The organism is Streptomyces sp. NBC_00996 (genome assembly GCF_045162675.1).
Taxonomy (GTDB): domain Bacteria; phylum Actinomycetota; class Actinomycetes; order Streptomycetales; family Streptomycetaceae; genus Streptomyces.
In genome coordinates this window covers 430,362-448,361 of sequence record NZ_CP108723.1, presented here as the reverse complement: position 1 = coordinate 448,361, position 18,000 = coordinate 430,362, and the positions used below count along the sequence as shown (strand labels likewise).

18 protein-coding genes and 4 pseudogenes are annotated in these 18,000 nt (G+C 72.3%); 11 read left to right on the top strand and 11 right to left on the bottom strand.

Annotated elements, in window-relative coordinates:
* Positions 1-126: 126 nt before the first annotated feature.
* The 3 genes and pseudogenes from OG390_RS02270 to OG390_RS02260 all read left to right on the top strand — a co-directional run bounded on the left by OG390_RS02270 (position 127) and on the right by OG390_RS02260 (position 3,171).
* Positions 127-432 (top strand): hypothetical protein, encoded by a 306-nt coding sequence (locus tag OG390_RS02270; protein WP_406164739.1) that lies wholly within the window; start codon positions 127-129, stop codon positions 430-432.
* A 1,050-nt stretch (positions 433-1,482) separates the two neighbouring features.
* Positions 1,483-2,118 (top strand): annotated as a pseudogene (locus OG390_RS02265) (carbamate kinase); the annotation flags it as partial.
* A gap of 138 nt (positions 2,119-2,256) precedes the next feature.
* A complete protein-coding gene (locus OG390_RS02260) occupies positions 2,257-3,171 on the top strand; it encodes a universal stress protein (protein ID WP_406164738.1) in 915 nt (304 codons plus the stop codon).
* A 50-nt stretch (positions 3,172-3,221) separates the two neighbouring features.
* Here the strand turns inward: OG390_RS02260 and OG390_RS02255 are convergent, their stop codons facing one another.
* From OG390_RS02255 to OG390_RS02235, 5 genes and pseudogenes are all read right to left on the bottom strand, one after another.
* Complete coding sequence (locus OG390_RS02255) at positions 3,222-3,602, bottom strand: hypothetical protein (RefSeq protein WP_406164737.1); 381 nt, start codon at positions 3,600-3,602, stop codon at positions 3,222-3,224.
* Positions 3,599-4,264 (bottom strand): DUF4389 domain-containing protein, encoded by a 666-nt coding sequence (locus OG390_RS02250; RefSeq protein ID WP_406164736.1) that lies wholly within the window; start codon positions 4,262-4,264, stop codon positions 3,599-3,601. The genes OG390_RS02255 and OG390_RS02250 overlap by 4 nt, the downstream gene beginning before the upstream one ends.
* A 135-nt stretch (positions 4,265-4,399) precedes the next feature.
* Positions 4,400-4,867: a pyridoxamine 5'-phosphate oxidase family protein gene (locus tag OG390_RS02245; protein ID WP_406164735.1), complete on the bottom strand. Its 468-nt coding sequence runs from the start codon at positions 4,865-4,867 to the stop codon at positions 4,400-4,402.
* A gap of 101 nt (positions 4,868-4,968) precedes the next feature.
* Positions 4,969-5,313 (bottom strand): annotated as a pseudogene (locus OG390_RS02240) (universal stress protein); the annotation flags it as partial.
* A 304-nt stretch (positions 5,314-5,617) separates the two neighbouring features.
* Positions 5,618-6,004, bottom strand: a complete 387-nt coding sequence (locus OG390_RS02235; RefSeq protein WP_406164734.1) for a CBS domain-containing protein — start codon at positions 6,002-6,004, stop codon at positions 5,618-5,620.
* Here OG390_RS02235 and OG390_RS02230 point away from each other — a divergent pair.
* From OG390_RS02230 to OG390_RS02205, 6 genes and pseudogenes are all read left to right on the top strand, one after another.
* A pseudogene (locus OG390_RS02230) lies at positions 5,921-6,295 on the top strand (hypothetical protein); the annotation flags it as partial. The gene OG390_RS02235 and the pseudogene OG390_RS02230 sit on opposite strands and share 84 nt — an antisense overlap.
* An 80-nt stretch (positions 6,296-6,375) precedes the next feature.
* Positions 6,376-6,504: a hypothetical protein gene (locus OG390_RS02225; RefSeq protein WP_406164733.1), complete on the top strand. Its 129-nt coding sequence runs from the start codon at positions 6,376-6,378 to the stop codon at positions 6,502-6,504.
* A 158-nt stretch (positions 6,505-6,662) separates the two neighbouring features.
* A complete protein-coding gene (locus OG390_RS02220; RefSeq protein ID WP_406164732.1) occupies positions 6,663-9,356 on the top strand; it encodes a GNAT family N-acetyltransferase in 2,694 nt (897 codons plus the stop codon).
* Positions 9,357-9,368: 12 nt separating this feature from the next.
* Positions 9,369-10,100, top strand: a complete 732-nt coding sequence (locus tag OG390_RS02215; RefSeq protein WP_406164731.1) for a CBS domain-containing protein — start codon at positions 9,369-9,371, stop codon at positions 10,098-10,100.
* Between the two features lie 16 nt (positions 10,101-10,116).
* Complete coding sequence (locus OG390_RS02210; RefSeq protein WP_406164730.1) at positions 10,117-10,665, top strand: flavodoxin domain-containing protein; 549 nt, start codon at positions 10,117-10,119, stop codon at positions 10,663-10,665.
* On the top strand, positions 10,662-10,865 hold the full coding sequence (locus tag OG390_RS02205; RefSeq protein WP_406164729.1) for a hypothetical protein: 204 nt from the start codon (positions 10,662-10,664) through the stop codon (positions 10,863-10,865). The genes OG390_RS02210 and OG390_RS02205 overlap by 4 nt, the downstream gene beginning before the upstream one ends.
* 120 nt (positions 10,866-10,985) lie before the next feature.
* On the opposite strand, the gene OG390_RS02200 is transcribed toward OG390_RS02205, so the two are convergent.
* Entirely contained in the window at positions 10,986-11,945 is a 960-nt protein-coding gene (locus OG390_RS02200) for a GerMN domain-containing protein (RefSeq protein WP_406164728.1), read from the bottom strand.
* A 518-nt stretch (positions 11,946-12,463) separates the two neighbouring features.
* On the opposite strand from OG390_RS02200, the gene OG390_RS02195 reads away from it, so the two are divergent.
* Together OG390_RS02195 and OG390_RS02190 are read left to right on the top strand one after the other, a co-directional pair.
* On the top strand, positions 12,464-12,673 hold the full coding sequence (locus OG390_RS02195) for a hypothetical protein (protein ID WP_406164727.1): 210 nt from the start codon (positions 12,464-12,466) through the stop codon (positions 12,671-12,673).
* Between the two features lie 17 nt (positions 12,674-12,690).
* Positions 12,691-13,074: a hypothetical protein gene (locus OG390_RS02190; protein ID WP_406164726.1), complete on the top strand. Its 384-nt coding sequence runs from the start codon at positions 12,691-12,693 to the stop codon at positions 13,072-13,074.
* Positions 13,075-13,116: 42 nt separating this feature from the next.
* Here the strand turns inward: OG390_RS02190 and hypE are convergent, their stop codons facing one another.
* From hypE to OG390_RS02165, 5 genes and pseudogenes are all read right to left on the bottom strand, one after another.
* Entirely contained in the window at positions 13,117-14,148 is a 1,032-nt protein-coding gene (gene hypE, locus OG390_RS02185; RefSeq protein WP_406164725.1) for a hydrogenase expression/formation protein HypE, read from the bottom strand.
* Positions 14,145-15,248, bottom strand: a complete 1,104-nt coding sequence (gene hypD, locus OG390_RS02180; protein WP_406164724.1) for a hydrogenase formation protein HypD — start codon at positions 15,246-15,248, stop codon at positions 14,145-14,147. The genes hypE and hypD overlap by 4 nt, the downstream gene beginning before the upstream one ends.
* Complete coding sequence (locus OG390_RS02175; RefSeq protein WP_406164723.1) at positions 15,245-15,865, bottom strand: CBS domain-containing protein; 621 nt, start codon at positions 15,863-15,865, stop codon at positions 15,245-15,247. The genes hypD and OG390_RS02175 overlap by 4 nt, the downstream gene beginning before the upstream one ends.
* A complete protein-coding gene (locus OG390_RS02170; RefSeq protein WP_406164722.1) occupies positions 15,858-17,219 on the bottom strand; it encodes a Ni/Fe hydrogenase subunit alpha in 1,362 nt (453 codons plus the stop codon). The genes OG390_RS02175 and OG390_RS02170 overlap by 8 nt, the downstream gene beginning before the upstream one ends.
* Positions 17,216-17,899: pseudogene (locus tag OG390_RS02165) on the bottom strand (oxidoreductase); the annotation flags it as partial. The pseudogene OG390_RS02165 and the gene OG390_RS02170, both read right to left, overlap by 4 nt.
* Positions 17,900-18,000 lie beyond the last annotated feature (101 nt).

The window sequence follows — 18,000 nt, the reverse complement described above, 5'->3', positions numbered from 1 at the left end:
GCCGATACGAGCGCCTGGCGCCCGCAGCCCCGGCCGCGGCGGAAGGTGACCCGAGCGATCGCTCGCGTGCTGGGTTCTTCGTATGACGTCCGGTCGGTGGGTCGGCGGGTGCGTGAGGGGGATGCGATGGCCCTGCGGCAGCTCGACGAGCAGGTGGTGACCGCGTTGATCGCCGACGCCACGGCGGCTCCTTCCCTGCACAATGCGCAGCCGTGGCGTTTCCGCTTCAACGCCCTCGGGCGTCTTCTCCTTCTGTTCGCCGACCTCGGGCGCGCCATGTCCCGCTCCGATCCCGGCAACCGGGCACTGCACATCGGCTGCGGAACGGCACTGTTCAGTCTCCGCGTTGCCGGGGTGCACGCAGGCCTGGTCCCGGAGACCCTGCTGCCCATGACTCGGGCACTCCGGCCTTGCGGTCCGCTCGGATCGTAAGGCCGTACGGTGCCGTGGAGTTGTCCTTCCGGCCCTGTTCGAGTAGCGGGTGTGGCGGGCGTGGTTCGGGCGGGGGACGTGTCCGCGCGGGTACGCACTCGCGCGGACACCGCGGCCGACGACCCACGTACGGCCACGGCCCTTCGCAGATCCGTCCCCCTGGCGCGGACGCCGTTTCCGGTGAGGACGGGGAACCCCTTGCGGATGCCGTGCCCGGCGTCCGCGCCTGACTCAATGATCACTCCGTTGCCACGGGCGGATGAGGGGCAATCGGATCTGTCTTAGGGACGGTCGGGTCCTTGCCGGCAGGGTCCTCATGGTGGTTGCGGTGCGGCAGGGCCGGCCCTTGCTGCGGCGTTGCGGAGTCTGCCGCGGTGCCCTGACCGAGGGCGTCGCCCGTCTGCGGGACCGCATCCTCTCCCGGTATGCGGTGGCGTCGATCTGGCCGTGCTGCCGCTGTTCCCCCAGATGCCGCTCGGCCGCCTCGAGCGCCGCGCGACGCCGCCGGGGCCGAGGCCACGACGGACGGCGCCTTCCGGTCGGCGTCAGCAGACGTCCCGTGTCATACAACGCGTCCGCGAGAATCAGCAGTTGGAGCACAACAGCTATGGTGATCACGACATCGGCCTCGATGCGACAGCTCCGCCCGGCACGGGCGGTCACCGCCGGCGTGGGCCCCTGCAGGCGGGTGGGGAGAAGGGCCGCCCGGGGCACCGTAGGGGCCGTGCGGCCGCGGCGCGACGTGTGCTAGGTAGGCCTGCGGTCCGACGGGGCTCCTGGCCGGAGTACTGCCGAGGCGGGGCAACTCGACGCACTCGGCGGTGCGGACCACACATCTCAGCGCGATGCCGAACAGCCACGGCAAACCACGCACTCCCTGCTCGACCGGAACGATCCTCGGGGCGCCCAGGTCGAGCCGCTCGTCGCCCAGCCGCATCCGGCACCTGCCCGCGGCCCGGATGTTCTTCAACCAGTCGGACCGCCGCCCGAAGTTGATGCCGATCACGACCGTGGGGTCCCTGCGGAAAGCGCGCAGCGGCGCGTGACGCACCGTGCCGGAGACGCGCCGCGCTCGTCACACACACCGTCGTACGCACCGACGATCCCGCGTTCCTGCACCCGACGAAGTACGTCGGCCAGGTCTACCCCCTGGACGTGGCCCGCTCGCTCGCCCGCAAGCGCGGCTGGCGCATCGCCCAGGACACGACCGGCTGGCGGCGCGTCGTCGCCTCCCCGCTACCCGAGCGCATCGTGGAGACCGACACGATCCACGAACTGCTCAGCGGCGGCACGCTGGTGATCTGCGCCGGCGGCGGGGGCATCCCCGTCACGGCCGACCAGGACACCGGTGCTCTGAGCGGCGTCGAGGCCGTCGTCGACAAGGACCTGACGGCTGCCCTGCTCGCCGAGGACCTCAAGGCCGACTTCCTGCTCATCCTCACCGACGTGCCGAACGTCTACGTCGACTTCGGCACCCGGAAGCAGCGGCCCGTCCTCGACGCCACCCCCGCCGACCTGCGCCGTGCCGGCTTCCCCGCCGGCTCGATGGCCCCCAAGGCCGAAGCGGCCGCCCGGTTCGTCGAACGCACCGGGGGCCTGGCCGCGATCGGCGCCCTCGACGCGGCCTACGAGATCGTGCACGGCCGCTCGGGCACCCTCGTCCGGCCTGCGCTGCCCGCAGCCTGAGGACGTTCGGCGGCGCTGACGATGTGTCAAGTGCCGGGAAGGTGTGGGCCGATCGGTCCCCGGCAGGGACTTGAGGCCCCTCCTGCCGCACTCGCGCCGACCGGAAACTGGCATGGCATCCCCGAAGGAGGTCCGCACATGCCCACCATCACCGTCGGCCTCGACGGCTCACCACAGAGCCTCGCCGCCGCCGACTGGGCCGCCCGCGAAGCAGAGCAGCGCGAGGCAGCCCTTGGTCTCCTGTACGCCTGGGAACAGCAGCCGTTCCCGACCCCGCCGCTGGCCGGTGTTCCCGCGCCGGGCGCGATCGACACGCAGCGCGCATGGGCCGAGACCCTGCTGCACGAGACGCAGTCCCGGCTCGCCCACCGCCACCCCGGTCTGCGCATCGGCACACAGCAGACGGGGGGCCAGCCCGTGTCGGCCCTCCTGGCCGCGGCCGAGGAGGTCGACCTGCTGGTCCTCGGCTCCCGCGGCCTTGGCACCGTCGCCGGGTTCCTGGTCGGTTCCGTCTCCCTCGCCGTCGTGGCCCGCGCCCAGCGGCCCGTCGTTCTCGTACGGGCCGGCGAGCGCGCCCAGGACGAGCATTTGCCGGATGCCTCGGGCGGCTCGTCCACCACCACCCCGTATCGCGACGTGCTGCTGGGGCTGGATCTGGTCAACCCCGGCGACGCCGTCATCGGCTTCGCGTTCGACGCGGCCCGGCGCCGCGCGGCCGGCCTGCGGGTGGTCCACGGCTGGAACCTTCCGGCCTCCTACGGCTACGGCGCCGCCATGGACGTCGGGCTCAATGACGAACTGGCCCAACAGGTACGGCGGACGCTGACCGACGTGCTGCGGCCGTGGAGGGAGAAGTTCCCCGGCGTCGAGGTGCACGAGCAGGCCGTGGTCGGCAGCGCCGGCCGTCATCTCGTGCACGCCTCACGCGCTGCGGCCCTGGTCGTCGTAGGCCGCAGCGAACGCCACACACCGGTCGGCGGCCACATCGGCCCCGTGGCACACGCGGTGCTGCAACATGCCGCCGCGCCGGTCGCGGTGGTGCCGCACGACTGACCTCCCACGGTTCGCAGGGGAGAGCAGGGGGATCCGCCGCCGGCCCGCACTCAGTAGACGGAGGCGGGCCACGCACAGGCCACAGCAGTGATGACGCCCGCGTCCAGCAGTACACCGACGCTGAGCCACGGGTCGAACCAGAGCGCCTTGAGCACAAGGCCGCTCGACGCGGCGACCAGGGCGGCCGTGGGCCACCATCCGGTGCCCGCAAGCACTCCGGCGCCGGCGACGGCGTACACCACGGCCGTGTACCAGGCCAGCGCGAGCGCCGCGGCCTTGGCCGCGGCCGCGGAGACGCCCGCGGCCGCCAGCATCCACGAGTGTCCAGGGGCGAACGGGGCCGGCGTCCCGGGCTGCTGCGGCGCCGTCCACACGCCGGGGTGCAGCAGCCCGTGCACGATCAGGAACGTCCCCACCAGCAGGGTGATCACGGCAGGTCCTCGGGTGCGTAGGGTTCGGTTCCGCCCATGTCGAGCCGGAAGGGCGGATAGGTGTCCGTCATCAGGGCGGCGTAGGCGGCCACTCGCAGTACCCACCGGTTGAGCCCGAGGATCAGGTCGAACAGGGACCGGGGGTACTTCTCGGTGAACGCCAGGGCCACGGCCGCGATCAGCGCCAGCACGGCGACCAGTCCGCCGTCCCACGCGCCGAGATGGAAGCCGCCGAGGAAGAACCCGATGACGATGTAGTGCGGGATGGCCAGCAGCCACCACTTCACCAGCACCAGTCCCCGGGAGAGCCGCTCGGGGTAGGCGATGTCCAGCCGCGCGGGGTAGTCGGGCTCCTCGTCCAGACTGAACGGCGGATACCGGTCGGTGCCCAGGGCGCCGTACGAGTAGTACGCCACCCGCCAACTCCAGCGCAGCACGCCCAGGTTGAAGTCGAACAGGGACCGTGGATAGCGCTCGGTGAACAGGATGCTGAAGAACGCGACCACGCTCACGACGGTGAAGGCGATCCAGAGGAAGAACAGCACCACGTAGTGGGGAACCACCAGGATCCACTTCACCAGCCACAGCCACCGGGACAGCGGCGCATCGAGTACCGCGTTCACGCGCACGGGTCGGTCAGGTGTTTTCGCCAGGGTCGTCATGGCGATCAGCTCCTTCGGCCCATGGCGCCGCCGTGGCGACTTGGGCCCAAGTCCAGCGTGGGCGCGAAACCTCGGCCCGTGCGAGGGCCGTTGGGGTCGGCCCGGGGGCCATCGGTCCCGGTCGCGGGGCCCGGCTCAGCTGCCGGCGGGCCGGCTCGCGTCCGTGTCGGTGAGTAGGATCCCGGTGACCAGGTCGGGCCGGATACGGACCGCGTGGTCCATGGTCTGCTGCACCCAGGGATGCAGCAGTTCCTGATAGCGGGCCAGCTCCCGCGGGTCGGTCACCAACTGGGCGTAGCCGGTGGCCACGACGCTCCAGCCGAGGTGCGTGGCCGGGGCGATGGTGTCGGCCTCGTAGGCCACGACCACGCCCGAGGGGGCGGGCTCGCGGGTGCGGGAGGTCAGGGCCGCGCCCTCATGGGTGCGGATGACGATGTCACCGTTGTCCAGGATGTGGTTGACCGGGCGGATGGTCGGCAGCGCGTGTCGCGTGAAGACGACCCTCCCCACGGACACGCTGCCCAGCAGCCGCAGAGCTTCGCCGCTGTCGAGCTCGATGCTCCGGCGCGGCCCGACGGGGACCGGCTGGGTGTTGTCGCGCATGGCGGGTTTCCGTACAGCGGGGCTTCTGGCCGACCGGAGGCGGGCACCATGACCACGGGCACCGTGGAGTGGCGCAGGCACTCACGGCCCACCGGGCCCGCTGCGGGCTGCTCCCACTGCCTGCGGGGACCGCGGCCCAGGGCGAGCAGCAGGGCACCGCGTGCCTGTCCGAGCAGGACGTGCGCAGGTGGTCCCTCCACGAGCAGGGCATGCACGAAGGGGTCGCTGCGCGGGCCGAAGACCGCACGCATGCTGGTGGCGAGGACCTCGGCGGCCCGTTCGCGCTGCTCCGTGGGCGTGGGGCGCGCGGAGACGGGGGCATAGGGGGCGATGGCCGGTGCCGGCTCCCAGGCGTGCACGGCGACCACCTCCGCGTGGAGGGCGTGCGCCTGCCCCAGGGCCCAACGCAGTGCGGCGCGTGACGCCTCGGAACCGTCGATGCCCACGACGATGCCTTTGCCACCGGCACGTTCGGTCACGGCTGCCTCCCCTGAAGGTCTCTGGTCCCACAGTGCCCCGCGCTCAAGAGCCGTCGCGCGGGCCGAGTGGCACCGTGTCGGTGACCAACGGGCCCTGTCCGGCGGTTGCGACGAGCGGTCCCGGAGACATCGGGGCGGCCGCTGCGGCTCGAACCCGTACGTCAGTCGGTCGACGACCGCAGCGGCGCCCCGGGCCAGGGGCTGCAGGACCACGCCGGTGAACTGGTCGCCGAAACGACCTCAGTGTGGAGGGGGTCGTGTGGCGGGCGCGTCACGTCCGTGGCCGGGTCGTCGCCGTCAGCCAGGACAGGGCGCGGCTGACGTCGGCGAGTGTGACGATGCCGACGAGGTGTCCGGTGTCGAGGAAGAGGGCCCGCCGGTCGCGGTTCGCATCGAGGCGCGGGAGGAGGTCCACGACCGGTTCATCGGGGACCGTCGTCGCGACGTCCGCGAGGGGGCGCGCCACGTCGGCGACGGTGGTCGCCGAACGGTCCTGCGGGGGGACCCGGTTGATGAGTCCGACCGTGACCAGCCCGGTCGGCGTGCCGTCCGCTGCGAGCACCGGGAAGGTGGAGTGACGGTAGGCGTCGAAGGGGCCCTCGGCCAGGAATCCGGCGACGGTCGTCGTGGCGCGGACCGTGACCGGGTCGCGTGTCATCTCCTGACGGACCGGCAGTCCGGCCAGGATGCCGCCCAGTTCGGCCCGGTGCGCCTCCTCGGTGGCGGCCGTGATCAGGAACCAGCCGACCAGCGCGGGCCACAGGCGGGACAGGTTGCCACGGCCGTGGGGACCGTCACCCTACCGGCCCCGGCTCGGCCACGAGCCGGCACGGACACCGCCCTGACCGTGGCGTTCACCGCGTTCGTCCTGTACCAGCTGTTCAACTCCCTGGTCGCCCGCGCGGACGGCGGCCCCCTGTTGGGCCGCTACCAACTGCGCAACCGGGCGCTGTGGCTGTGCCTGGTCGCAGTCCTGGTCGTGCAGATCGTGGCCGTCCACCTGCCCTGGCGCGCAGCGTCTTCGGCACCGTGCCGCTCGACGTCACCCAGGGGGCGGTGTGCCTGGGCACCGCGGCCACCGTGCTGCTCGCCGAACTGGCCGTGTGCGCCGTGGGGACTGTCGTCCGCGGCCGGGCGCCACGGCGGGACGGACGGTAGAACGGCACTGTCCCGCCTGCAGCTTCACCCGAGCCGTCCGCAGCACCGTGCGGACACCGAGGGCCGACCGGCCCCCATGTCACCGCCGGTCAGCCTATGGGACCCCGCCCCATTTCGCTGGACGCTCGAAGTGAACAGACAGCTGGAGGAGATCCGCGATGACGGACGACAAGCCCAAGTGGCCCCCGGTCCATGCCCTGCTCGCGGACGGCACCACCGTGTGCATCCGTCCCGTGGCGGCCGACGACCACGAACAACTGCAGGGGCTGTACGAGGAGATGTCCCCGGAGAACCTGCGGCTGAGGTTCTTCGGCGTGAGCCGGCGCTCGGCAGAGAGGGCCGCCGACCGTGCCTGCGCCGCACCGCGCCCCGGATACCGGGCGCTGCTGGCCGAGCGGACGGGCCAGGTGGTCGGTCTCGCCGAGTACGACAGCGGCGGCGCCGGAACCGAGGCCGACGTCTCCATCGCGGTCGCCGACGGGCTGCACCACCGCGGTGTCGGCACCCTTCTCGTCGAACACCTCGTGTCCGCGGCGCGTGCCGAGGGCGTCACGGCCTTCACCGCCGACTCGCTCAGCGAGAACCGCGAGGTGCTCCGGCTCTTCGCCGACCTCGGCCTGCGCACCGCCCGCCGCTTCGAAGGACCCGAGGTGCGCTGCACCATCGAACTCACCGAGGACGACACCTACCTTTCGGCGGTGGACGAGCGCGGCCGGGCCGCCGACGTGGCCAGTCTCGAGCCGCTGCTGCGACCGGAGGCGGTCGCCGTCGTCGGCGCCGGACGCAAGCCGGGCTCGGTGGGCCGGGCGATCCTGCACCACCTGAAGGCCGGCGGCTACACCCGGCGGGTGTTCGCGGTGAACCCCGCCGCGACCTCCCTCCTCGGCGTGCCCTCCCATCCTTCGATCAGCGCCCTGCCCAGGACCCCCGACCTCGCCGTCGTCGCCGTGCCCGCCGCGAGTGTGGCGCAGGTGGCCGAAGAATGCGGGAAGGCGGGCGTGCGCTCGCTGCTCGTGGTCACCGCCGGACTCGATGCCGACCAGGCACAGGTGCTGATGGCCGCCTGCCGCACGTACGGCATGCGGCTGGTCGGGCCGAACTGCCTGGGCGTGTCCAACACCGATCCGGCCCTGCGTCTGGACGCCACCTTCGCCGCCACCCACCCGCGCCCCGGCACGGCCGGTGTCGCGGTGCAGTCCGGCGGGGTCGGCATCGCCCTGCTGGACGGGCTGTCGCGGCTGGGCATCGGCGTGTCCACGTTCGCGTCGCTGGGCGACAAGTACGACGTCAGCGGCAACGACATGCTCCAGTGGTGGGAGAGCGACCGTCGCACCGACCTCGCCCTGCTGCACCTTGAGTCGTTCGGCAACCCGCGCGCGTTCTCCCGCACCGCCCGCCGCGTGGCGCGCCGCATGCCCGTGCTGACCGTCGACGCCGGCCGCACCGACGCGGGCCGGCGCGCCGCCGCCTCGCACACCGCCGCGGCTGCCACCCGCACCATGACCCGCACCGCCCTGTTCACCCAGGCAGGCATCACCGCCACCCACTCTGTGGGCGAACTCCTCGAGGCCGTCGCCCTGCTGCACTCCCAGCCCCTGCCGAACGGGTCCCGCATCGCCATCGTCACCAACGCCGGCGGCGCCGGAGTCCTGGCCGCCGACGCCTGCGCCGAAGCTGGACTCACCCTCCCCCCGCCCACTCCGGAACTGATCGACGACCTGCTCGCTCTGTTGCCCGACGGCGCCGCCGTCGGCAACCCCGTCGATGCCACCGCGGCCGTGACGGAAGAGCAGCTCGGCGAGTGCGTCGACCGGATCATGCGCCATGGAGGCGCCGACGCCGTCCTGGTCGCCCTCGTCCCCACGGCGGTCGCCGCCGCCACTGGCGACGACCTCGTCCGGGCCGTGACCCGGGTGTCCGGACCCCGGCCGAAGCCGGTCGTCGCGGTACGGCTGGAACAGGCGATGCCCGTGGAGCTGCTGCCCACGACCGACGGTGGTACGGTCCCCTCGTACGCCGAACCCCAGGCGGCGGCAAGGGCGTTGGCTCACGCGGTGCACCGCGAGGCCTGGCTTGCCCGTCCCGCCGGTACGGTCCCCGACCTCGGCGGCATGGACCCTGCCCGTGCCCACTGCGTCGTCGACTCTTTCCTCGAGGCTCACCCCGACGGAGGCTGGCTCGAGCCACATGCCTGTGTCGAACTCCTCGACAGCTACGGCATAACCCAGCTGCCGTGGGCCTGGGCCGACACCGAGGACGACGCCGTCCTGGCCGCCGAGCGGCTGCGCGGCGCCGACGGCCGCGTGGTGATGAAGGGGCACTGGCCAGGGCTGCTGCACAAGACCGCCGAGCACGCCGTCCACCTCGACCTGCGGGGTGAATCCCAGGTGCGCGCCGCATTCCGGGACCTGGAGACCCGCTTCGCGGGGCTGCTGACCGGAGTGGTGGTGCAGCCGCTCGCCGACCGGGGCACCGAGCTGTTCGCCGGCGTGGTCCAGGACCAGGTCTTCGGTCCGCTCGTGGTGTTCGGTCTCGGCGGCACAGCGACCGAGGCGCTCGCCGACCACGCCGCCCGCCTCGCCCCGCTCACCGACCACGACGTGCACGACCTGATCACGACCCCGCGCTGTGCGCCCCTGCTGTTCGGGGCGCAGGGCAACGGGCCCGTCGATCTGCCGGACCTCGAGCAACTGCTGCTGCGGCTCTCCCACATGGCGAGCGACCTGCCGCAACTCGCCGAGGCCGACTTCAACCCCGTACTCGCGACACCGGGCGGAGTGACCGTGCTGGACGCACGGGTGCGCCTGGTGCCGCGCAGGTCCCAGGACCCGTATCTTCGCCGACTCCGCTGAGGAGGGAACGTCATGAAGCACAACAAGGTCGGCTCCGTGATGACCATGCAGGTCATCCGCGCCGAGTACGGCACCCCGTTCAAGGAGGTGGCGCGCCGGCTCGGTGAGCACCGCATCAGCGGACTGCCGGTGGTCGACGAGGACGACAAGGTCATCGGAGTCATCTCCGAGACCGACCTGATGATCCGCCAGGCGGACACACCCGATCCCTACGAGCCGAAGAAGCGCTTCCGGCTGGCCGGTCTGACGCCGAGCGCGAGGAAGCAGGCCGCGAAGTCCAGGGCGCGCACCGCCGGGCAGCTGATGACCGAACCGCCCATCAAGGTGCACGCCGACGACACGATCGTCGAGGCCGCCCGGACCATGGCCCGGCATCATGTCGAGCGGCTGCCCGTCGTGGACGAGGCGGACCGGCTCGTCGGCATCGTGACCCGCCGTGACCTGCTGCAGGTCTTCCTGCGGCCCGACGCGGACATCCGCACCGAGGTGATCCAGGAGGTCCTGGTGCGGGCGCTGTGGCTGCCGCCGCGTAGCATCGACGTCGCCGTGACCGAGGGCGTGGTCACGCTCACCGGCCACATGGAACGCAAGAGCGAGAAGGAGATTGCCCTCTCCATGGCCCGGCAGATCGACGGAGTCGTCGCCGTGGTCGACAAGCTCACCTTCCAGCTGGACGACGCCAAGATCAAGCCCCAGGAGCAGGCCCTGCACGGCGTGGCCGACGACTGGCTGCGCAGGTTGTGAGAGGAGGCGGGCCGTCATGCCTGGCAACGTGCTGGTCGCCTACGGGACGACGAATGGATCCACCGCGCAGATCGCCGAGGCCGTGGCCGAGGTCCTGTCCAAGGAAGGGCTCGCCGCTGAGGCACTCCCCGCCGGGTCCGTCGACGACGTGACGCGCTACGACGCGGTCGTGGTCGGCGGCGGGCTGTACGCGGGACGCTGGCACAAGGACACCCGCCGATTCGTGCGCCGCAACCGTCGTGCCCTGGCCGTACGCCCGCTGTGGCTCTTCAGCAGCGGCCCGCTCGACGCCTCGGCGTCCGAGAAGGACATCCCGCCCGTGCCCGGCGTGCGTCGTGCCCTGACCCGGCTCGACGCAAGGGGGCACATCACCTTCGGCGGCTGCCTGCAAGAGGGCGCCGAGGGACGTATCGCCCGGTTGATCGTCCGCAACGGAAAGGGCGGCGACTTCCGCGACTTCCCCGCGATCGAGGCGTGGGCGGCGCGGGTCGCCCGCGAACTGCTCGAGGAGCCGGAGCAGAACCGACCGTACGGCTCAACCTCCCCAAGGGGGGGCACATCATGAGCATCCGTCGGATCCCCACGGTCACGGCTGAGGCGGTGCTGTATCTGATCGCCGCGATCCTGGTGTTCTTCTGCATCGGGCTGACCGCCTCGGTGGTGGGCTTGCCGCTGGTCCCCTTGGTGATCCCGGCCGTCGTCGCGCTGGTCCTGCTGGCCCGGCGCCTGGGCCGCAGTCACCACCTGCCCGCCGCCAAGGCGTAGACCGCCAAGGGATGAAGGAGTGGGAGGGAGGCCGACCGGTCCGCTTTGGACGACCCCCGGTCCGCAATGCATGACCCCGGCGCGATGACGCGCCGGGGGTTCTCGTGTCGTCGGCCGGTGTCAGCGGTTCACGGTCAGCGGCACGGTGTCGACGGTCACGGGCCGGCCGTCCTTTGGCGACACGAAGTACGCCGTGAGGAGGCCCGGCCCCGTACGGGCGGCCTGGTAGGGGAAGGTCACGTCGAAGGTGCCGTGGGTGCCCGTGCCCGACGTCGCCCTGACCAGGACGCCGGAGGCGGTGCGCCCGGTGGTGTCGGTGACCTTGAGCCGGAACTCGGCCTCGAACGTGTCGGCGCTGCCCCGGACCCGCACCGGGGTGCGGACGGCGTCGCCGATGAGCGGGGACTCGACCAGGACGGCGGGCGACAGATCCTCGAAGTCGGCCCGGCCGACCGGCCCGTTCAGCATGATGCCCTCGCCCCCGAACTGATGCACGGGCTTGCCGTCGAGTTCGAAGGCGACCTTGTGCACGGTCGGGAAGCGGGTCACGGTGAAGACGACCTGAGCAAGCCGCTCGCGCATGGACAGGCTGCCGCCCCCGTCGTCGTACCGGCTCGTGAGGTCGACGGTGGCCACGTGGTCCCGGATGACGAGTGAGCGCAGCTGCGTGCCGGACGGGACGGCCGTGGTGCGTCCGTGGCGGCCCTCGTAGCCGCTGGGCCCCGCCAGCAGCGCCCGGACCGCCGCGGTGGCGGTGGCGGGCGCGGTCACGGTACGCGGGGCGGGCGAGACCTTCTCGCCGTGCAGGAAGTAGGCGGCCGTGCGGACACTCTTCGCTGAGCTGCTGCCGGAGCCGGTCGTCGGGGGCGTGGACGCGGAGGGCGCGGGGGCGCCCGAGGCGCCGCCCGAGGTCCCTGTGTCCGCCGACGAACCGGAGGGACGGCCGGTCTCGGCCGGTGTGCCGGGTGCGGTGTTCGTGCCGCAGGCGGCGAGTGCGAGCGCCGGAAGCGCCAGCGCCGTGGTGAGCAGGGCGCGGCGGTGACGGCGGGTGTGGGTGACGGCCCCTGGCTGTCTGGACATGGCATCCTCCTCCGACACTTCCAGCGAACTGCTCGCCCCTAGCCGCCTGAAGTGCCGCATGGCTTGCGTCGCAGGGCCGAACGGGGTGGGCCCCCAGGGCCGTTCGGCGGGGGAGACCCTCAGCCCCGACGCCCTCGGCGGCCGGGGCCGAAGGAGGGCCGCTGAGGCCGGGCAGGCGGGACGGACGGCCGATGTGCCCTGGACCGGCGGGCGCGGACACTGAAGGTGAACGCTTCGCGAAAGGCGGGATGCATCATGTCGGTCACATACGAGAAGCCCGGTCGCGCCGCACTGCACCTGGCCCGCGCCGCCTCGCTCGCGCCCTCGCCGCACAACAGTCAGCCCTGGTTCTTCGCCGAGGAGGGCCACGACCACGGCTTCGACGTGCACCTGGACGGCGGGCGGCGGAAGGTTGTGGCCGACCCGTTCGGCAGAGAGGCCGTCATCGCGTGCGGGGCGGCGCTGTTCAACGTGCGGATCGCCGTACGGCACCTCGGCTTCCGTCCGTCGTCGACCTGTTGCCTGCTCCCGGGAACTCCGGCCTCCTGGCCCACGTCGGCTTCGCGGCTCACGCGCCGAGCGCTCCCGAGGAGGAGCTGCCGGCCCGGGCCATGGCCCACCGGTACACCTACCGGGGACAGTTCGTGGCCGAGCCGGTCGCGGACGCTCCTCGACGACCTGCACGAGCAGGGCCGCACGCGCCGTCGAACGCGACCTCGACGGGCTGAGGGCCGAGCGGCACGCCGTGTCCGCGGTGGTCACCGAGGACGCGAACCGGATCATCGGGGTCGAGGGCGCGGACGGCGACCGGGCACGGACCACCGTCCGCTGGACCGCGGCGGACGGTACGGCCCGGACGGGGGTCGCCCGGGTCGACTCCGCGAACAAGGCCGGAAGCAGCACCCGTGTCCGGCTGGATGAGAGGGGTCGCATCGTGCCCGAGCCCGCGACGGCCGATGAGGCGGAGCTCCAGAGCGCCGTGCTGGGCACGGCGGCCACCGTGAGCGCAAGCACGGCGATGATTCTCGTCGGCTGCCTCACATGTGCACGCCTGGACCGGCGGCGGCAGGAGCAACGGGACACGGAGTGGGCGCTGACCGACTCGCAGTGGGGCCGGAAGGCCGGCTGACGCGGGGCCCGGCAGCCGCCGACCGCCCCGGTCTTCAGCTCTTCAGCAGATACGGGGGAGCTGCTCGCCCAGCGGAAGTTCCACGATGCGCCGGGCGCCCACCAGCGTCCGCAGGGTGACCCGTCCCTGCGGTCCCCGCGGCAGCACCTCACCGATCCGCACCGCCTGCGCCCCCTCGGGCAGCGACCGCAGGGCGGCCAGCGCCCCCTCGGCAGCGTCGGCGTCGACGAAGGCGACCAGACAGCCCTCGTTGGCGACGACCAGCGGGTCCAGGCCGAGCAGGTCGCAGGCGGAGGCCACCGCCTCGGGCACAGGGACGGCGCTCTCCTCGATCTCCACAGCGACGGACGAGTCCCGGGCGATCTCGTTGAGAGCCGCGGCCAGCCCGCCCCGGGTCGGGTCACGCAGCACATGGACTGCGGCGCCCAGCGGGGCCAGGGTGCGCACCAGCCGGTGCAGCGGCCGCGTGTCCGAGGCGATGTCGCTCTCGAAGCCGAGGCCCTCGCGGGTGCTGAGCACGGTCGTGCCGTGCAGCCCGATCGGGCCGGACAACAGAACCACATCGTCCGGGCGGGCGGACGCCGCCGACGGGTACAGAAGCTCGTGCCGCTGCCCGATGCCCGTGGTGTTGATGAAGAGACGGTCGGCCGCACCACGGCCCACGACCTTGGTGTCTCCCGTGATCACAGGCACCCCGGCATCCTGAGCCGCCTTGCCCAACGAGGCCATGACGGAACGCAGTTCGGCCAGCGGCAGTCCCTCCTCGATGATGAGGGACACGGACAGCGCGAGCGGCCACGCACCGCGCATGGCGAGGTCGTTGACCGTGCCGTGCACGGCGAGGGACCCGATGTCCCCGCCGGGGAAGAACAGCGGGCTGACGACGAAGCTGTCGGTGCTCATCACCAGGCCGGGACGGCCGGGCAGCAGCGCGGCGTCCTCCAGCGGACCTGCGCCGTCGACGGCCGGCAGGATCGTCCCGTCGAGCAGCTCCGCGGTGAGGCGTCCGCCGGCACCGTGGCCCAGCAGGACCACCTCTTCCTCGTGGTTGGGGGTGGGGCATTGGATGCTCATGCCGTGCTCCTCGTGGCAGTGCGTCCGGCCGCGTGGAAGGCGGCGCAGGTGCCCTCGGACGACACCATCGGCGCGCCCAGGGGGTGACGGGGTGTGCAGCGGGTGCCGTAAGCGGCGCAGTCGGTGGGCAGCTTGGCCCCGGTGAGGATGGCGCCCGCGATGCACTGCGTGTCCTCGACGGGACACAGCCCGCCCACGTCGAAGCGGCGGGCCGCGTCGAACTGCCGGTACTCCTGGGCCAGTTCGAGTCCGCTGTCGGGCAGCGCCCCGATGCCGCGCCAGGCCCGGTCGGTGACCCGGAAGACCGTGCGGACGGCGTCCTGGGCGTCGGCGTTGCCGGATCGGCGCACGGCCCGTACGTACTGGTTCTCCACCTCGGACCGGCCGGACTCCAGCTGCCGTACGGCCATCAGGATGCCCTCCAGCAGGTCCAGCGGTTCGAAGCCGGTGACCACGATGGGCACCCGGTAGCGGGCGGCGATCGGCTCGTATTCGGTCCAGCCCATCACCGCGCACACGTGCCCGGCCGCGAGGAACGCCTGCACCTCGCAGTCGGGGTCGTCGAGCAGTGCCGTCATGGCGGGTGGTACGAGGACGTGGCTGACCAGCATCGAGAAGTTCGTCAGGCCGAGGCGGGCCGCGTGCAGCACCGCCATCGCGTTGGCCGGCGCGGTCGTCTCGAAGCCCACCGCGAGGAAGACCACCTCCCCCTCGGGGTGGTCGGCGGCCAGGCGCACGGCGTCCATCGGGGCGTACACGACGCGCACGTCGGCGCCACGGGCCCGGAGGGAGAGCAGGTCGGTGTCCGTGCCGGGCACGCGCAGCATGTCGCCGAAGCTGGTGAGGATCACGTCGGGCCGGGCGGCGATGGCCATGGCCCGGTCCAGGGTCTCCAGCGGGGTCACGCAGACCGGGCAGCCGGGGCCGTGGATCATCCGCATCCCGGCGGGCAGCAGTTCGTCGATGCCCTGGCGGACCAGGGTGTGGGTCTGGCCGCCGCACACCTCCATGATCCGCCAGGGCCGCGTGGCGGTCTGCCGCAGCTCGTCCAGCAGCCGCCGGGCGAGCACGGGATCGCGGTACTCGTCGAGGTACTTCATCGGTGCGTGAGGTCGAGCCGGACGTCCACGACCCCCTCCACCGCCCGCACCGCGCGCGCCACCACGGGCACGAGCGTCCGGTCGGGCAGGGAACCGCCCAGCGTGACCGCGCCCTCGGCCACACTCACCGTCAATGGAGTCATGACCGGGAGCTGGCCCAGGACGGTGTGCCGGATTTCCCCGGCGATCTCCTCGTCGTCACGGAGGAAGACCTTGAGCAGGTCGCTGCGGCTGACCACGCCCTGCAGCAGACCGACTCCGTCCACGACGGGCAGCCGCTTGACGTGCCGGCGCGCCATGATGCGGGCGGCCTCGGCCAGCGAGGCGTCGGCGTGCACGGTCACGGCCGGGGCGCTCATCAGCTCGCCCACGGTCACCGCGTCGGCCTTCCTCCGTTCGGCCGGATCGCCCTCCTCGGTGTCCCGGAACTCCTCCTTGGCCAGCAGGTCCGCCTGGGAGACCACCCCCACGACACGGCCCTCGCCCGCCAGTACCGGCAGGGCGCTGACCTTCCACTGATCGAGCAGCTCGACGATCTCCTTGAAGGGCGCCTCACTGCCGACGGCGACGACGGTGTGCGTCATCACGTCGCTCACGGTGTATGGAGATTCAGGCATCGCAGCCTCCCTGGGTGTCGGACGAGGTACGGACGACCGTCAGGTCGAGGAAGTGGGTGGAGCACGAGATGCACGGGTCGTGGTTGCGGATGGCCCGCTCGCACAGTGCCGTCAACTCGTTGTCGTCCGGGTCGTGTTCGCCGATCGCATGCTGGGTGAGGCGGCGCAGGTCGTCCTCGATGGCGCCCTGGTTCTGTGCCGTCGGCGGCACCAGCAGGGCACTGGTCACGAGGCCGTCGGCGTCGAGTTCGTAGCGGTGGTAGAGCAGCCCGCGGGGCGCCTCGGTGGCGCCGTGGCCCACCCCCGCGACCGGCGGCACCTCGGTGTACGGGCGCGCGGGCGGCTCGTAGCCGTCGATGATCCGCAGCGCCTCCCCGACGGCGTACACCGTTTCCACCGCCCGCACCAGGATCGACCGGAACGGATTGCGGCACACGGCGCCCTCCCGCGGATCGCCCAGCCCCGCCTCCACGGCTGCCTGCAGCGCGACCGGCGACAGCCGTGCGCCGCCGATGGCGAATCGGGCAAGGGAGCCGGTGAGGTGCAGCCGACCGTCGAGCCGGGAGTGCAGCGCGGTGGAGTGCTCCACCTGGGTTTCGGCGACGTGCTCGGTGAACTCCCGCACCGGGAAGGAGGCGGTGCTCCCGTCCGCGCGCAGCACCGTCGGGGTGCCGCGCTCGATGGCGTACGTGTCCGGGGCTGCCAGCGCCAGCAGGTCGGCCTCGACGCGGGCATCGGGGAACTCAAAGCCGACCACCCAGCGCACGGTCTCCCATGCGTCGTCCAGCGCCTGCTTCAACTGCTCGGCGAGCGGCCGCAGTTCGGCCCGTGTCGGCGCTCGGTAGAAGCCGCCGAGCCGTACGTTCACGGGGTGCACGGCCCGCCCGCCCAGCACCTCCATCAGGGCGTTGCCGGCCTTCTTCAGCCTGAGCCCCCGCTCGACCTCCGCACGGTGGGTGCGGGCCAGTTCGATCACGTTCGCACGGCCCAGGAAGTCCGGGGCGTGCAGCAGGTAGATGTGCAGGACCTGGCTCTCGATCCACTCCCCGCAGTACAACAGCCTGCGCAGGTCCCGGATCACCGGGTCGACCGTCACCCCGCACGCGTCCTCGATCGCCGCGCACGCGCTCATCTGGTACGCCACCGGGCAGATCCCGCACACCCGCGCCGTGATGTCCGGCGGCTCGGTGTACGCACGCCCGCGCAGGAACGCCTCGAAGAAGCGCGGCGGTTCATAGATCTCCAGCCGTGCGTCGGTGACCGTGCCGTCGTGTACCTGCAGACGCAGGGCGCCCTCGCCCTCGACCCGGGACAACGAGCCGACGTGCAGGACACGGGATCCGCGGTGCGTCATTGGTCCAACTCCTTGTCGAAAGCGGCGGTGTTGAAGGTGTGCAGGAAGCGCCCCACGGCGTCCTCGTCCATGCCGTCGCGGCGCAGCAGCGGGATCAGCGCGGCCAGGTTCACCGACCCGGACGGACCGAAGCAGCCGAAGCAGCCGCGGTCGTACGCCGGGCACAGCGCCCCGCACCCGGCGTGCGTGAGCGGGCCCAGGCAGGGGGTGCCGTGGGCGACCGTCACGCAGACCGTGCCGCGTCGCTTGCACTCGAAGCAGACGCTGTGGTTCGGCACTTCCGGCTTGCGGCCGGCGAGGTACGCGGTGATCACCTAGTTGAGCTGGCGTCGGTCGATGGGGCGGCCACGCAGCTCGAAGTCGACGTCCACATGGGCTGACACAGGAGTGGAGGTGGCGAGCGTGGAGACGTACTCGGGGTGTGCGTAGACCGTGCGCCGGAACTCGTCGACGTCCGCGAAGTTCCTGAGGGCCTGGTTGCTGCCGGCCGTGGCGCACGCCCAGATGGTCACCAGGTGTCGGGAGGCGGCCCGGATCTTCCGGATGCGTGCGGCGTCCGCGGACGTGGTCACCGAGCCCTCGACCGGGGACAGGTCGTACGGGCCGGGCGCCACCGCGCTGGACGCCTCCAGGAAGTGCGCGATGTCCACCTCGCCCGCCAGCGCCACGAGTTCGTCCTCGGGTTCCTTGCGGGAAGGCGACCTCGCGGCCGACGTGCAGCAGCCGTTCGCGGTGCTCGACGGGCGGGGCGTGGGCCATGCGCAGGGCCATCGAGGGGGGC

Coding starts and splice junctions, on each gene's coding strand:
- OG390_RS02220 (WP_406164732.1), top strand. CDS start 6,663: ATGACGGACGACAAGCCCAAGTGGCCCCCGGTCCATGCCCTGCTCGCG.
- OG390_RS02200 (WP_406164728.1), bottom strand. CDS start 11,945: ATGTCCAGACAGCCAGGGGCCGTCACCCACACCCGCCGTCACCGCCGC.
- OG390_RS02205 (WP_406164729.1), top strand. CDS start 10,662: ATGAGCATCCGTCGGATCCCCACGGTCACGGCTGAGGCGGTGCTGTAT.
- OG390_RS02175 (WP_406164723.1), bottom strand. CDS start 15,865: ATGCCTGAATCTCCATACACCGTGAGCGACGTGATGACGCACACCGTC.
- OG390_RS02235 (WP_406164734.1), bottom strand. CDS start 6,004: ATGACACGCGACCCGGTCACGGTCCGCGCCACGACGACCGTCGCCGGA.
- OG390_RS02260 (WP_406164738.1), top strand. CDS start 2,257: ATGCCCACCATCACCGTCGGCCTCGACGGCTCACCACAGAGCCTCGCC.
- OG390_RS02270 (WP_406164739.1), top strand. CDS start 127: ATGGCCCTGCGGCAGCTCGACGAGCAGGTGGTGACCGCGTTGATCGCC.
- OG390_RS02170 (WP_406164722.1), bottom strand. CDS start 17,219: ATGACGCACCGCGGATCCCGTGTCCTGCACGTCGGCTCGTTGTCCCGG.
- OG390_RS02250 (WP_406164736.1), bottom strand. CDS start 4,264: ATGACGACCCTGGCGAAAACACCTGACCGACCCGTGCGCGTGAACGCG.
- hypD (WP_406164724.1), bottom strand. CDS start 15,248: ATGAAGTACCTCGACGAGTACCGCGATCCCGTGCTCGCCCGGCGGCTG.
- OG390_RS02215 (WP_406164731.1), top strand. CDS start 9,369: ATGAAGCACAACAAGGTCGGCTCCGTGATGACCATGCAGGTCATCCGC.
- OG390_RS02245 (WP_406164735.1), bottom strand. CDS start 4,867: ATGCGCGACAACACCCAGCCGGTCCCCGTCGGGCCGCGCCGGAGCATC.
- OG390_RS02210 (WP_406164730.1), top strand. CDS start 10,117: ATGCCTGGCAACGTGCTGGTCGCCTACGGGACGACGAATGGATCCACC.
- hypE (WP_406164725.1), bottom strand. CDS start 14,148: ATGAGCATCCAATGCCCCACCCCCAACCACGAGGAAGAGGTGGTCCTG.